At 62.6% G+C, this 14157-nt stretch carries 11 protein-coding genes and 2 pseudogenes; 3 read left to right on the forward strand and 10 right to left on the reverse strand.

Annotated elements, in window-relative coordinates; all coding sequences use genetic code 11:
- Positions 1-982 (forward strand): annotated as a pseudogene (locus EN943_RS27005) (Tn3 family transposase); the annotation flags it as partial.
- An 83-nt stretch (positions 983-1065) separates the two neighbouring features.
- On the opposite strand, the gene EN943_RS27010 reads toward EN943_RS27005, so the two are convergent.
- The 9 genes from EN943_RS27010 to EN943_RS27045 form a co-directional block, all read right to left on the reverse strand.
- Positions 1066-1950 (reverse strand): alpha/beta hydrolase, encoded by an 885-nt coding sequence (locus EN943_RS27010; RefSeq protein ID WP_164778388.1) that lies wholly within the window; start codon positions 1948-1950, stop codon positions 1066-1068.
- A gap of 40 nt (positions 1951-1990) precedes the next feature.
- The gene (locus tag EN943_RS27015) at positions 1991-3064 is read right to left on the reverse strand and encodes an ABC transporter ATP-binding protein (protein WP_127415323.1); all 1074 of its coding nucleotides are present in this window, start codon (positions 3062-3064) and stop codon (positions 1991-1993) included.
- A gap of 24 nt (positions 3065-3088) precedes the next feature.
- Positions 3089-3889 (reverse strand): ABC transporter permease, encoded by an 801-nt coding sequence (locus EN943_RS37780; RefSeq protein ID WP_164778389.1) that lies wholly within the window; start codon positions 3887-3889, stop codon positions 3089-3091.
- Positions 3886-4743 (reverse strand): ABC transporter permease, encoded by an 858-nt coding sequence (locus EN943_RS37785; protein WP_164778390.1) that lies wholly within the window; start codon positions 4741-4743, stop codon positions 3886-3888. The genes EN943_RS37780 and EN943_RS37785 overlap by 4 nt, the downstream gene beginning before the upstream one ends.
- A gap of 21 nt (positions 4744-4764) precedes the next feature.
- Positions 4765-5859 (reverse strand): ABC transporter substrate-binding protein, encoded by a 1095-nt coding sequence (locus tag EN943_RS27025; protein WP_127415325.1) that lies wholly within the window; start codon positions 5857-5859, stop codon positions 4765-4767.
- Between the two features lie 229 nt (positions 5860-6088).
- Entirely contained in the window at positions 6089-6454 is a 366-nt protein-coding gene (locus EN943_RS27030; protein ID WP_206522811.1) for an alcohol dehydrogenase catalytic domain-containing protein, read from the reverse strand.
- 17 nt (positions 6455-6471) lie between these two features.
- Positions 6472-7650 (reverse strand): acetyl-CoA C-acyltransferase, encoded by a 1179-nt coding sequence (locus tag EN943_RS27035; protein ID WP_127415326.1) that lies wholly within the window; start codon positions 7648-7650, stop codon positions 6472-6474.
- 25 nt (positions 7651-7675) lie between these two features.
- Positions 7676-9718 carry a 3-hydroxyacyl-CoA dehydrogenase NAD-binding domain-containing protein gene (locus tag EN943_RS27040; RefSeq protein WP_127415327.1) on the reverse strand — a complete coding sequence of 681 codons (2043 nt, stop codon included), beginning with the start codon at positions 9716-9718 and terminating at the stop codon, positions 7676-7678.
- A gap of 18 nt (positions 9719-9736) precedes the next feature.
- Complete coding sequence (locus EN943_RS27045; RefSeq protein WP_127415328.1) at positions 9737-10903, reverse strand: acyl-CoA dehydrogenase family protein; 1167 nt, start codon at positions 10901-10903, stop codon at positions 9737-9739.
- Positions 10904-11005: 102 nt separating this feature from the next.
- Here EN943_RS27045 and EN943_RS27050 point away from each other — a divergent pair, with 102 nt between their 5' ends.
- Both EN943_RS27050 and EN943_RS27060 read left to right on the forward strand, forming a co-directional pair.
- The gene (locus EN943_RS27050) at positions 11006-11809 is read left to right on the forward strand and encodes an IclR family transcriptional regulator (RefSeq protein ID WP_127415329.1); all 804 of its coding nucleotides are present in this window, start codon (positions 11006-11008) and stop codon (positions 11807-11809) included.
- A 265-nt stretch (positions 11810-12074) separates the two neighbouring features.
- A pseudogene (locus EN943_RS27060) lies at positions 12075-12769 on the forward strand (IS6 family transposase).
- A gap of 250 nt (positions 12770-13019) precedes the next feature.
- Here the strand turns inward: EN943_RS27060 and EN943_RS27065 are convergent.
- The coding region (locus tag EN943_RS27065) for an amidase (RefSeq protein ID WP_164778391.1) at positions 13020-14157 on the reverse strand (1138 nt) is incomplete at its 5' end.

Consider the following 14157-nt stretch of genomic DNA (forward strand, 5'->3'; position numbering starts at 1 on the left):
CTGATGGACTATGTCAATCTTCGGATGGCTTCCAAAGAAGATCGGCGAGCCGCTCTGGTAGCTGCAATCGAAGCGGCAACCAACGGCGATCACGGACTCCCAATCGCGGTAGCCGTCATTGCCGAATTCCGGAAACGAAACGCCCTCCTTCCCTCGCTGCATTCCATCGAGAAAATAGCGTTGGGCGGTCGCGCGATTGCCCGCCGACGGGCAGAGAACGCGATCATTCCGGGTATCTCGCTGGACCGGCTTGCCTCAATGGACAGGCTGTTGGAGGTTGATCCGTCGATCGGCCAGACGCGCTTTCATTGGCTGCGCTCGGCGCCGGAAGCACCTGGTGCGTCGAACCTGGTCGGGCTGACAGAACGGATCGCCTTCCTGCGCACGCTGGAGATCGATCCGAGATTGCAGATGCGAATTTCCTCGGGTCGGTGGGACCAGATGATCCGTGAAGGGAACGCCACGCCGGCCTGGCTGGCCAGCGATTTCAACTCCAGCCGCCGGCATGCTCTGATCGTAGCGCAGGTCATCAAGCTCGGCCAGAAGCTCACCGACGATGCCGTGACGATGTTCATCAAGCTGATGGGTCGGCTGTTCTCTCAAGCCAGCAACCGCAAGAAGCAGCGGCACATGGATTGCAGGCCGGACACCGCCAAGGCGCTGCGCATGTTCCTTGACACGATCACAGCCCTGCGGTCCGCGGACGACCATGGAAGGAATGCGTTGGAGGTTCTCGACCAGAGAGTCGGCTGGCACAGGCTGCTGCGCATGAAGCCTGAACTCGAGTCGATGGTCGAGGGCGGCATCGCCATTGACTGAGGCGGCCGAGCAATATGCGACCGTCAACAAATATGCCGGTGCGTTCCTGCAGGCGTTCTCGTTCCAATCCGCGCGGCGTCACGATCCGCTTCTTGCGGCAATTTCGCTGCTGGAACGGCTCTATGCCGAGAAGCGGCGGACACTTCCGGACCGCGTCCCGGTCATTCTTGTGGATGTTCATTCGGACCCTCCGATGGATGCTGAAGCGTGGTAACTCCAGTCTCCTCGGTCCGGCTCACACCTAGGTCAGGCGAGGCTGCGGGCGGGCAGCCATTCGAGCAGGATCGCGGCAACCTCTTCCGCGTGGTCCTCCAGCGAGATGCCGTGTCCGTCCGGCAGCTCGATGACGCGGCAGCGGCCGCCGGGGATGACGGCGGCGAGCGCCTCGCCCTGGCGGCCGATGGTGGCATCCTCGACCGGGGTGGCGATTTCCAGCACCAGCGCCGGCGAGGCGATTTGCGCCGCGGCCGCCTCCAGGTCGAAGCGGAAATTGGCCCGGTAATAGCCCGGAACGCCCTGCAGGGACTGGATCTCGTCGACCGCCCGCCGCGCGGCGAGCAGGCGCGCCGGTGAAGAGCCGATGTTGCGTACGACGCCGTCGCTCCACCAGATCGTCGCAAGCCGGGTGAAGCTGTCCGACCACTGGACCAGTTCCTCCTCGCCGGCGGCGCCGGCAGCCAGCAGCTTGCGCCTAGTCTTACCCACGGTGCCCAGCCGCTTTTGAGAGTTGGGCAGGATGCTGTGGCTTTGCCCGGCAAGGACGACATGGCCGATCCGGGCCGGCCACCGCGCAGCCAGCGCGGCGCCGACCTTGTTGCCGAAATGGATGCCGTAGAGATGCGCCCGCCCGACGCCCAAGGCGTCCAGCACCTCCACCGCCGCATCGGCGAGGTCCCCGACGCTCACGCCTTCCGGCAGGGGCGCGGATTCACCGCAGCCGGGATAGTCGAGCGAGACGACGCGAAACCGCGCCGACAGAAGCGGGATCAGTTCGCAATACATCCGCCACGAGCGGCCCGCCTGCGGAAGGAGCAGCAGGACGGGGTCGTCGCCGGCGCTTTCGGCCACGACGTACCGGACCCGCCCTAGCCTCGTTTCGACATGATAGTGCTGCGGTTCGTGTGCCGACATCGGCTGCGGTTCCCTGACTGCGATGGAAGGCGGTGCGCGCTCAGGCATTTTCCTGCGGGAACACCATGGCGGCCTGCTCCGGCCAGTGGACGAAGACGTCCTCGCCTGTCCGCGGCGTCTCGACCTCGCTGGAACAGAGGATCGACAGGGGCCTGCCGGCCACGGCGACGCCGACATTGGCGGCAGCGCCCAGAAAGCTCACCCGCGTGACCTTCGCTCGCAGCCCCCGATGCCCCTGCGGCACCGCCGGCGACAGCTTCAGGTCCTCCGGGCGCAGGATGAGCTGGACCGGCGCGTTTTCCGGGATGTCCGACCGCCGCAGCGCGTCCAGCTCATCGCCCGTATCCAGCCGCACCCTGTAATGGGTCCGGTCCTGCCCGACGAGGACGCCGTCGAGATGGTTGGCCTGGCCGATGAAGCCGGCGACGAACGCGTCGGCGGGAAAGCGATAGATTTCCTGCGCGGTTCCGTATTGCCGGACCAGCCCCTTGTTCATCACCACCAGCCGGTCCGCGGCGGCCATCGCCTCGCCCTGGTCATGGGTGACGAACACGGTGGTGATGCCGATCCGCTTCTGGATCTCGCGGATCTCGAAGCGCATCTGCTCGCGCAGCGTCGCATCGAGATTGGACAGCGGCTCGTCCAGCAGGAGCAGCTCAGGCTCGATCACCAGCGCGCGCGCCAGCGCCACGCGCTGCTGCTGGCCGCCGGAAAGCTGGCGCACGCCGCGCTCCTCCAAATGCCCGAGCTGAACGATGTCGAGCGCGCGCCGGGCCCGCGGCACGATGTCGGCCTGCCCAACCTTGCGCATGCGCAGGCCGAAGGCGACATTCTCGAAAACATTGAGATGAGGAAACAGCGCGTAATTCTGGAACACGACGCCGACATTGCGCTTGTGAGGCGGAATGTCCTTCACCGGCACCGAACCGACGAGGATTTCACCTTCCGTCGGCTTGCTGAACCCGGCGAGCAGCCCCAGCGTTGTCGTCTTTCCGCAGCCGGACGGCCCGAGAATGGCGACGAATTCGCCCTGGTTGATCTTCAGGCTTATTCCCCTGATCGCCTCGAACGAGGCGTAAGCCTTGCGAATATTGATGAGTTCGACGGTAGCCATGTGTTCTTCCAGTTGGGGACGACGTCAGGCGCGCAGGCCGAACAGCCGGCCTACCCCGACTATCCGCTCGATGAGAGCAAGTGCGATAAAGCCAGCAAAGACCACAAGGGAACTGACTGCGGTGATGAGCGGATCGTAATTCTGATCGATGTAGGTGTAGATACGAACCGGCAGGGTCGTCGTGGTCGGGCTGGCCAGAAACAGCGAAACCGCCACGTCATCGAAAGAAAGAATGAAGGTGAACACCACGCTGGCAACGATGCCCGGCTTGATCAGCGGAAAGGTGACCTTCCTGAAGGTGGTCCAGCGATCCGCGCCGAGACTCTGGGCCGCCAGCTCCAGGTTCGGATTCATTCCCGCCAGCGCAACCGTCACGAAGCGGATGGCGAAGGGTATCGTTGTGATGACATGGGCCATTATCAGTACCGGCAGGTCGCGGGGTAACCCGCGCAAGGCGAAGAATTGCAGGAGCGCCAGGCCAAGGATCAGGCCCGGCAGGCTGAGCGGGGCCATGAACAGGGATTGCAGCAGCCGCTTGCCGAAGAAATCGTAGTGGACGAGGCCGAACGTGACGAGCGTCCCCAGCACGGTCGACAGGATCGATGCGGCGATCGCGATGACGACGCTGACCTGCGCCGATTGGAGAAATTCCGGCCGTCGCAGGATCGCCTCGTACCACCGCAGGCTGAACCCGGAAGGCGGGAAGGCGAGATAGCTGTTGGCGGTGAACGATTGCGCGATGATCGCCGCGACCGGCAGGATGGTGAATATGCAGACGCATGCCGCGTAGACGGCGAAATACTTGACGAGCCGATCGGGTATCATTGAAAGACAACCTTGTATTTTCCGCCCTCGACCACCCGGAATTGGATCGTCACGACGAGGAAAACGATGGCGACGAGGAACAGCGCGATGGCGGCGCCAAACGGCCAGTTCTGCAGGACCATCGACTGCTGATAGAGCATGGTCGACAACACCCGGTATTGCGAGCCGCCGAGAACGGCCGGGGTGACGAAGGTGCTGGAGGCGAGGCTGAAAGCGATCAGCATACCGGACAGGACGCCCGGCAGGCTGAGCGGCACGATGACCCTGGCGAAGACACGGCAGGGACTTGCGCCGAGACTGGTCGCCGCAAGCGGAATCATCGGATCGACCGACTGGAGCGACGTGGCGATCGACAACACCACGAATGGCAGCAGCACGTTCACCAGCCCCACGATGACCGCAGCTTCGGTGTGCAGGAAGTTGCCGCCGCTGAGCCCCAGCGCCGAGGCGATCGACTGGAAAAGCCCGTTCGGCCCAAGAATCATCACCCAGCCGAAGGTGCGCACGATCACGCTGATCATCAGCGGGGACAGGATGAAGAAGATCACCAGGGCGCGCGAGCGCGCCGTGGCGACCATCAGATAGAGCGCCACCGGATAGCCGACGACCACCGTCACGATCGACGTGACGAGGGACAGCCTCATGGAACGCCAGACGATCTCCAGATAGAAACTGTCGAACAGGATGTTCCGGTAGTGCTTCAGGGTGAACGTTTCCACGATCCCCGTCATCCGGCCGTAGTCGTGGAAGCTGATGATCGTCAGCGTCACGAGCGGCCAGATGAAGAAGATCGCGAAGATCAACGTCGCTGGCAACAGCAGGACGAAGGGGGCGAGTGATCGTCTGTTTTCCATTATCGCCTGCTGCGTGCCCGATTACGATTCGATTTCGCGGTTCCATGTCTCGATCCACCGATCGAGATTCTGGTTCATGGTCACGCGATCGAGCGAAATGAAGGTTGCCAGACCGGCCTCGTCGGACGGCATCACCTGGCGATAGTTTTCAGGAATCGACGCGCCCGGATTGACCGGCGCATAGGCGAGTGCCCTTGCGATGCCCGACTGCACCTCTTCGCCAAGCATGTGGTTGATGAACTTGTGCGCGCCCGTGGGATTGGCCGCCCCCTTGACGACGTCGAGCAGGATCGTGTGCATCGGCCCGCCTTCCGAAGGCTGGACGTATTCGACCGGGAAACCACGATCCTGAAGCGCCAGCGTGCGCGTGGTGCTGTTGACACCGATCCACGCCTGCTCCTGCACCATGACGTTGTCCATCTCCGCCGGGCTGTTGGCGAAGTTGACGATGTTGCCGCTGTCGCGAAGTTCCTTGATCTTCGCGATCGCCGGCCCGATGTCCTGCTCGCTGCCGCCGAGGATGCGCGTCATCATGGCGAGGAAGTCCTGCGTCTGCAGGATACCGATCGAGCACATGGCGACTCGCCCGTGATATTTGGGATCCCAGAGATCGAGCCAGGAGGTCGGCGGCTCGAGGCCGGCCTCGCGGAGCCTGGCGGAATTATACTCAAGGCCGGTGGCCGCCATGTTCGAGGCCACGCCGATGCCGTCGGCATCGAGGGCAGTGGGATAGACCTTGGCCAGGTTGGGGATGAGGGCCGGGTCCAGAGTGTCATAAAGGCCCTGAACCTTGCCGCTGAGATGCGACATGTCGTTCGCCCAGTAGATATCCATCTCGGGATTGGAGCGGGTGGCGAGAATCTTCGAATAGTTCCCAAGAGCGGTGCCGACGACATAGACGACGCTGATGCCGGTCTCTTTCTCGAAAGGAGGAATGGCCTCCTCGCGCATGAACTCCTCGATCGTTCCACCATAACTGCCCAGAACGATCTGCTCGTTGGCCCGGGAAACCCTGCTTATCGCAGGCATCGCCAGCGCAGCGCCGGCGGCTGCAAGAACCGTCCTACGATTGACGCGGGAGATCATAGCGCCGTTAGGCGCGCGCATTCTGGGCATCGATGTTTCCTCCACATTTGTATTTAGAACAACAAAGAGTTCGTACCAATTGCCTAAGATATGTGCGGCGTCCCGCAGGATTCACCAGCATACGCCATGCAAATGGATATCTGGATGGATGAGGAAATTCTAGCGAGGCCGACGCCGCCGCTGGCGCCGAGAACCAGCAACATCTCGCCCGGCTGCAGCCTGGCGCGCTGCTTCAACGCATGCATGCTGGTGCCATAGGTCATGGAAAAACCGCGGCGGTGATCGCGCCCATGGAAGCTGGCCGCAGCAACAACCGTGAGGCACTGACATTGGCGACGTCCGCGAATGCGCCGCGGCCCACCATGCCGATGACGGGGATGCTGGGCGCCATGCCGGATACGCCCTCGCGGACGCTCTCCACGATGCCGGCCAGTTCAGCGCCGGGAACAAACGGCAGATCGGGCTTCACCTGATACTTGCCCTGTATCATCAGCGTGTCGGGGAAGTTGACGCCTGCGGCCTCGACGCGCACGCGCACGTGGCCCGGCTCCGGCGGAGGGAGGTCGAATTCTTCCACAACCAGCTTTTCGGCAGGCCCGTATTCCTTGCAGATAACCGCTCTCATTGCGCGTCCCGTTCCGTTCAGCGAAATTCGATCAGGCCGGCGCAGCCCATGCCGCCAGCGACGCACATGGTGACGACGCCGTACTTCGCCTTGCGCCGCCGGCCTTCCAGCACGATGTGTCCAACCATGCGCGAACCGCTCATGCCAAAAGGATGGCCGATTGAGATGGCGCCCCCATTGACGTTGAGTTTCTCTGAGGGAATGCCCAGCGTGTCGCGGCAATAGAGCGCCTGGCTGGCGAACGCCTCGTTCAGTTCCCAAAGATCGATGTCATCGATCGACAGGCCATGGCGCTGGAGGAGGCGCGGGACCGCGAACACTGGACCGATACCCATCTCGTCAGGCGCGCAGCCTGCTGAAGCAAAACCACGGAAGACGCCCAGCACATCGAGGCCTCGGTTCTCTGCCTCCGCCGTCGACATCAGGAGATTGACTGAAGCGCCATCGGAAAGCTGGCTGGCGTTGCCGGCTGTGATGTACTGGCCTTCACGAACCGGCTTCAGTTTCGCTAGTCCCTCAAGCGTGGTGTCGGGACGGTTTCCCTCGTCAAGGGTGAGCCTGACAGTCTCGGGACGAGTCTCCCCAGTCGCCTTGTCGACGACAAGTTTGCGCGCCTCCATGGGCATGATTTCGTCGGCAAACAGCCCGGCCTGCTGGGCGGTGGCCGTCCGGCGCTGGCTTTCGAGCGAGAACGCGTCCTGGTTCTCGCGGCTGACGCCGTAGCGGGCGGCCACGATGTCCGCCGTCTCGATCATCGGCATGTAGATGCCGGGAAGGTTCGCCTCCAGCCAATCATTGCGCAGCCGGTTCTTGTTTGCGTTGGCGCCGACCAGGCTGATCGATTCCAGGCCGCCGGCGATGGCGATCGGCACGTCGTCAAACGCGATGCGCCGGGCCGCATGTGCGACCGCCTCGAGACCGGATGCACAGAACCGGCTGACCATGACACCCGTCGTTGAAAGTGGAAAACCGGCACGCAGGGCGGCGGCACGGGCGACATTGCCGCCGGTCGCGCCTTCAGGATAGCCGCAGCCAAGCACAATCTCCTCCACTTCGGCTGCCTCGACCTTGGCCTTGCCAAGCAGGTGCGGCAGCAGGGGCGCGAGGAGATCGACACCTGCAGTATCGTTGAACGCGCCGCGTGTGGCCTTTCCGATCGACGTTCGTGCGGTCGCGACGATGGCGGCTTCATTCATTGTTTGTGTCTCCGGTCACAGCGGATCAGGAAAAGTTGGCGCCGGTGGCTGCCAGTTCTTGAAGCAAGGGCGCCGGCTGCAGCGAATTGTCGCCGGTCGCCGCCGCCAGTTCCTTGAGGCGGGTGGCAACTGCGGGCAAGCCACGCGTTTGCGCGTAGAACATCGGCCCGCCACGCCAGCGCGGGAAACCGTAGCCGTGCATCCAGATCACGTCGATGTCGCCGGACCTGGCGGCAATGCCCTCGTTCAGTATGCGTGCGCCTTCGTTGACCATCGGCAGAATCAGCCGGTCGATGATTTCGTCGCGATCAATAGAACGGCGTTCAACGCCCTCGCGCTTCGAAACGGCCTCGATGAGCGCCGTCACCTCCGGGTCGGAGATCGGCGTCCTGCCGTCTTCGCCATAGCGGTAGTAGCCCTTTCGCGTCTTCTGGCCGTGGCGCCCCGCCTCGACCAGCGCGTCAGCTACAGGCGCCCGCCGGCCCGTGGCGCGACGCATGCGCCAGGAAATATCGAGACCGGCCAGATCGCCCATGGCACATGGCCCGAGCTTCGACCCGAAGTTTGTCAGTGCCAGATCCACGTGTTCGGGCGAAGCGCCTTCAAGTAGCAAGCGGTCGACCTGCTCGCTTCGTCGAGCAAGCATCCGGTTGCCGACGAAGCCGTGGCAGTCTCCGACCACGACCGGGATCTTGCCGAGGCGGTGCGCGGTCGTGACCACGGCATCGATTACCTCCGCGCGTGTGTGCGTGCCGTGCACCACTTCCACCAGCTTCATGATGTTTGCCGGGCTGAAGAAATGCATACCCAGGACGCGCTCGGGAACTCCGCTTGCGGCGGCGATCTCGTCGACGCTCAGATAGGACGTGTTCGTCGCCAGGATCGCCGTCGGTTTCGTTACTTCCACAAGCTTGCCGAAGATCTGGCGCTTGATGTCCATCTCCTCAAATGCCGCCTCAATTACCAAGTCCACGTCCCTCAAGGACGAATAGTCAACCGCAGCGGTGATACGCCCCAAGTTCTCGGTCTTCACGGCTTCCGAGATCGAGCTACGCTTGACGGAATGGGCGTAGTTAGCGCCGATGCGCTCGATCGCCCGTTTGGCCGCCGCCTCGTCGGTTTCGATCAGCACGACCGGCACCCCGCAGCTGGCGAATGCCATCGCTATGCCGGCGCCCATGGTACCGCCGCCGATCACGCCGACGCTACAGATCCTGGCCACGCCGCCGGATGGCGTCCGTCCGGACGAGCGCTCGGCGAAGAAGGCATGGCGTAGCGCCTTCGACCGATCGTCCACCTTCAGCCGGTCGAAGTACTCGCGCTCCTTGCGCATGCCGGTCTCAAACGGATGCTCATATGCGTCGCGGATCGCACTGACGATCGCCTCCATCTGCGGGTTGTCGAACTGGGTCTTGAGAATTGCGGCGGCGGCGACCTCGAATGCCTGGCGGGTTCCCGCCTGCACTCGAACATCGCTCAGCCGCCGCCGCACCTGGGAGGATACAATCTCTCTGGCCTTGGCCACCGCGGCCACGATCAGGTTTTCCTTGCTGACCAGCTCGTCGGCAATGTCGTCATCGAGTACCTGCCTGCCTTTGACGGGATTGCCGTCGCTGATGAACTTAAGCGCCTTTGCCGGCTCGATCAGGCGCGGGAGGCGCTGCGTGCCGCCGGCGCCCGGCAACAACCCGATCTTGACCTCCGGCAGTGCGAGCGAAGCGCCCTCGGTGACAACGCGCGCATCACAGGCCAGCGCGATCTCGAACCCGCCGCCGAAGGCGATGCCGCCGATCGCGACAACCACCGGCTTTGTCGCCGTATCGATCTGCTCGATGATTTCGCGCAGCGTCGGACTGGACGGCGGCTGGTTGAATTCCTTGATGTCGGCGCCGGCGCTGAAACTGTCGAGCCTGGACGCAAGCACGGTTGCGACAACCGCCGCATCCTTTTCGGCCCCCTCCAGCGCTGCCGCCAGTTCGGTGCGCAGGGCATGGTTGAGCGCGTTGACCGGCGGGCTGTTCAGCCAGATGATGGCCACGTCATCGGCCCGTTCGATAGTCACGACCATGCTATCCTCCTCGCCCGGTCAGCCGCCAGTCTTGCGGCGTGCTTCGCGGGTCATGTTGCGCGCTATGACAAGCTGCTGAATCTGGGTTGTGCCTTCGTAGATTCGGAACAGGCGCACATCACGGTAAAATCGCTCGATCCCAGCATCCGCAACATAGCCGGCGCCGCCATGGATCTGCACGGCCTTATCGGCTACCCGCCCCACCATCTCCGACGCGAACATCTTGCAGCAGGCAGCTTCCGTGGCGATGGTCTTGCCTGCATCGAAACGGCGGGCGGTCTCCTCGACCATGCATTGTGCAGCGAAGGACTCGGCGCGCATATCGGCGAACATCGCCTGAACAAGCTGGAACTCGACGATCGGCTGGCCGAACTGCTTGCGCTCCATCGCGTAGGCCAGGCTGTCGGCGATCAGCCGCTCGGCCACGCCGACGCAGACGGCGGCAATCGTCAGCCTACCGCGGTCGAGGACTTTCATCGCCGTGGCGAACCCCTTGCCAAGATTGGCTTCGCCGCCAATGATCGCTGCGACTGGCACGCGCGCAGCGTCAAAGATGACGTCGCAGGTGTGCGCGCCGTGCTGGCCCATCTTACGATCTTTCTTGCCGAGTGACACGCCTTCGGTCTTCGCGTCGACAATGAACGCGGTGACCCCCGACGCGCTGCGGCTTTCCGGATCGGTGCGGGCGAACACGGTGAACATGCCTGCCTGCGGCGCGTTCGTGATGAAGCGCTTGGTGCCGTTGAGAACGAAATGGTCGCCGTCCCGCCTCGCCGACGTACGCAAGGATCCGGCGTCGGAACCAGCTTCCGGTTCGGTCAAGCAGAATGACCCGATCAGTTCTCCACTCGCCATGCGCGGCAGATAGTGCGCCCGCTGCTCCGGCGTGCCGTCGATGATGATGCCCTGCGAGCCTATGCCATTGTTAGTGCCGATGACGGAACGAAACGCGGGTGATGTGCCCCCCAGCTTGAAGCCAACCCGAATCTCTTCGGACAGCGTCAGCCCGAGTCCGCCGAATTCCTCTGGCACGGCCAGGCCGAACAGACCGAGTTCGCGCATTTCCTGGATGATCTCGACCGGGATCGTATCGTTGACCGCCACCTCGTCTTCCCGGGGTCGAAGCCGCTCGCGGACAAACCGCTCAACGGTATCGACGAGTTGCTGGAAAGTTTCTTGATCCACCGTTAATTCCGCTGTACAGAATTAAATTCCAAATTTCGACAGTACTATTGCCTTGTCCGCAGCGCGCGGTCAAGGGTGCAAACGACGCGGCGGGACAAGATTATGCGCAAACGCGAAGAACAGGTTCCGGCTCTGGGCGACGATACGGACGACGATCCGCGCTTTGTCGTAGCGCTGGCGCGGGGGCTGAGCGTGCTGAAGGCCTTCCGGCGCGGCGACCCGGGCCTCGGCAACCAGGAGCTTGCGCAACGCACGGGCCTCGCCAAATCGACCATTTCGCGCCTCACCTACACGCTGAGCCGGCTCGGCTATCTCGAATATTCCATGACGACGGGCCGCTATTCGCTTTCGGTGGCCGCACTGGCGCTCGGTTTCAGTGCGCTTGGCGGTCTGGCCGTGCGCGACGTGGCGCGCCCCATGATGCAGGCCTTGGCAGATCGGGTCGGTTGCTCCGTAGCGCTCGGTGCGCCGGACCGGCGTACGATGGTCTACGTAGAACATTGTCAGGGTTCGAGCCCATTGCACATGGGGATCGAAGTAGGGTCCCATATCCGCATGGCCACATCGGCGATGGGCCGCGCCTACCTCGCAGGTCTCGATGCGACCGCGCGTGAGCGTCTGCTGGACGACCTTTGTTCGCCTGACGAGGCTGGCGAAGCGATACGGCAGGGCATATTGCGGTCAGTGGACCAATATCACGCGCATGGCTTCGTCACGTCCGTCGGCGAATGGAAGGCAGAGGTCAACTCTGTCGGCGTGCCGATCCTGCTGCACGGCTCCCAACCCTTCGCACTGAATTGCGGAGGATCTGCTCTCATCCTGAAACAGGACGAGCTCGATGACGTGGGCCGTGAGCTAACCAGGACTGCCCGGCTGATCGAGCAAGCGTTCGGCCCAGGATCCTAGAAAGGACGCTTCATGACTCTCGGACATGTTCTAATTACCGGTGGTAGTGCCGGAATCGGTCGGGCAAGTGTGGAACGATGTCTGGCGGATGAATACGAGCCGGTGGTGATCGACCGCGAAGGTGAAAGATGCATCCATGCCGACCTATCAAATCCCTCCGCCACCGCTGCGGCCCCAGACAAGGCGCTGCAGCAGGGACCGATCACTCGGCTTAGAGCTTGTCACATAAACCAAGCGACAGGATTTGGGCCATAGACGTGGCCGCATGAACACTTCTGCCGTCAGCTACAGAGGCCATCGCTTTCCGCCCGAGATCATTGCCCACGCGGTTTGGCTTTATTTCCGATTTCCGCTGAGCCTGCGTCTTGTTGAGGAAATGCTGCTCTAGCGAGGCATCGTGGTCTCCTACGAGACGATCCGCCGTTGGGCAATGAAATTCGGACCGAACTACGCCCGGCGTCTGCGTCGCAAGAAACCCTCTCGGCATGACATCTGGCACCTGGACGAAGTTGTGATCTCCATCGTCGCCAAGAAAGACTGTGGCGCGCTTTCGATCATGACGGCCATGTCCTCGACGAGATTATCCAGACCCGCCGCAACACCAAGGCGGCCAAGCGATTGTTGACGAGGTTGAACAAGCAGGGCCTCTCTCCCAAGCGGGTAATCACCGACAAGTTGCGCTCCTATGGGGCGGCAAGGCGGCAAGTGATGCCTGAGGTCGCGCACCGGTCACACAGAGGATTGAGCAACCGGGCCGAGAATTCCCATGTGCCGCTGCGAAAACGGGAGCGGACGATGCAGGGCTTCCGATCACCGGGATCGCTGCAACGCTTCGTCTCAATCTTCTCTGCCGTGCGCAATCTCTTCGTTCCACCTCGCTCAAAACGCTCCGCCTTCCAGATCCATCTTCACCGTTTGAAGGCCATGGCGGCGTGGAAGGCCGCGACCGCGGCAAGCTGACAAACAGCGCCGCAGGTCTCAGCGCGTTCATAGCCAGACAACGTGACATCTCCCAAAGCAGCCTGGACTCTTTGTGGCGCAACAGGGAAATCATTGACGATCCATGCGCGTCACTATCAGAAAGTATGAGTCCTGGTGGTGACCCCTATGCAGGATTCATACGAGCCGAATCTTTGGCTATTCTTGCGCGGTGCCGTTTCGCATCGAATATTGACTCGAAGAGCGGCTGAGCCGCGTACTCGCCGTCGATTCACGAAATCAACGGCGGACGAAGAGTATGCCAGGAGGTGGTGCGCTCGAAAGCGGCGGCGACGCCGAGCAGTCTTGCCTCATCGAAGTATCTTCCGACGAACTGTAGCGACAGCGGAAGACCGGATTGGGACAGCCCGCTCATCATCGATATCGCCGGATGTCCCGTAAGGTTGAACGGGGCGCGAGCCTGACGCGGGTGTTTGTAGGCCAGTTCGGCCTCGTCATCGATTCGCGGTGGCGGATCCATGAGGTTAGCGCAAAGAAGAACGTCAAACTGAGACAAGGCCTCTTCCACCATCGAAATCATCCGGAGCCGAACTCGCTGGGCTGCCACAAGGGCTTCGGCGGGGAAAAACGCGCCGGTCAGAAATCGCTTTCGGCTGAGTTGTCCGTAGCTCTGCGGCCGTTCTCGCATCCATTTGGCATGCACGCTCCACGCCTCCGAATGAATGATCACGCCGGCAGCGCTTGCAAAATCCGAAAGCGGCGGAAGGGTGACGGATTCGACAGAGGCGCCTTCCGCGACCAGGACTTTTGCAGCATTCTCCAGCGCATCTCCAACCTCCGGATCGCAGATCATGTCCGATTCGTGAAAGTGGCGAATGAATCCGATTCGGACCGACCGGATGTCATCGTCGAGGTTCCGTGTATAGGAAATCGAACCACGTTTCTCACTGCTACCCGGATCAAGCGGATCATACCCCGCTATGACATCCAGAAGCAGCGCGGCATCTTTGACGGTCCTTGCCATCGGGCCGACGTGGTCGAGCGTCTGCGCCAAAGGGAAAACGCCGCCCCTAGACACGAGTCCGTATGTCGGCTTGAGGCCGACAATGCCACACGCCGCCGCAGGATGGCGGACCGATCCGAGTGTATCCGTTCCCAGCGCAAGAGGAAACAGTTCCGCAGCGACGCCGGCGCCCGATCCGGACGAGGAGCCGCCGGGATTATGGTCGCGGCTCCAAGGGTTCCTGGCTGGGGGAAACGGCAGGTCGAAGCTGGGTCCGCCCATAGCGAACTCGTGGGTGGCCACCTTTCCGAGGATGATGGCGCCGGCGCCGCGCAGAAGCTTGACGACGTGTGCGTCCTCAGTCGCGACCTCATCGAGCAGCAGGGCGGAATGGCATGTCGTAGGC

Source organism: Mesorhizobium sp. M7A.F.Ca.US.006.01.1.1 (assembly GCF_003997935.1).
In the GTDB taxonomy this organism is placed as follows: domain Bacteria; phylum Pseudomonadota; class Alphaproteobacteria; order Rhizobiales; family Rhizobiaceae; genus Mesorhizobium.

Bases quoted from the DNA above. Each gene is read 5' to 3' on its own strand.
- EN943_RS27035 (WP_127415326.1), bottom strand. From the start codon at position 7,650: ATGAATGAAGCCGCCATCGTCGCGACCGCACGAACGTCGATCGGAAAG.
- EN943_RS27010 (WP_164778388.1), bottom strand. From the start codon at position 1,950: ATGTCGGCACACGAACCGCAGCACTATCATGTCGAAACGAGGCTAGGG.
- EN943_RS27040 (WP_127415327.1), bottom strand. From the start codon at position 9,718: ATGGTCGTGACTATCGAACGGGCCGATGACGTGGCCATCATCTGGCTG.
- EN943_RS37780 (WP_164778389.1), bottom strand. From the start codon at position 3,889: ATGATACCCGATCGGCTCGTCAAGTATTTCGCCGTCTACGCGGCATGC.
- EN943_RS27025 (WP_127415325.1), bottom strand. From the start codon at position 5,859: ATGCCCAGAATGCGCGCGCCTAACGGCGCTATGATCTCCCGCGTCAAT.
- EN943_RS27015 (WP_127415323.1), bottom strand. From the start codon at position 3,064: ATGGCTACCGTCGAACTCATCAATATTCGCAAGGCTTACGCCTCGTTC.
- EN943_RS37785 (WP_164778390.1), bottom strand. From the start codon at position 4,743: ATGGAAAACAGACGATCACTCGCCCCCTTCGTCCTGCTGTTGCCAGCG.
- EN943_RS27050 (WP_127415329.1), top strand. From the start codon at position 11,006: ATGCGCAAACGCGAAGAACAGGTTCCGGCTCTGGGCGACGATACGGAC.
- EN943_RS27030 (WP_206522811.1), bottom strand. From the start codon at position 6,454: ATGAGAGCGGTTATCTGCAAGGAATACGGGCCTGCCGAAAAGCTGGTT.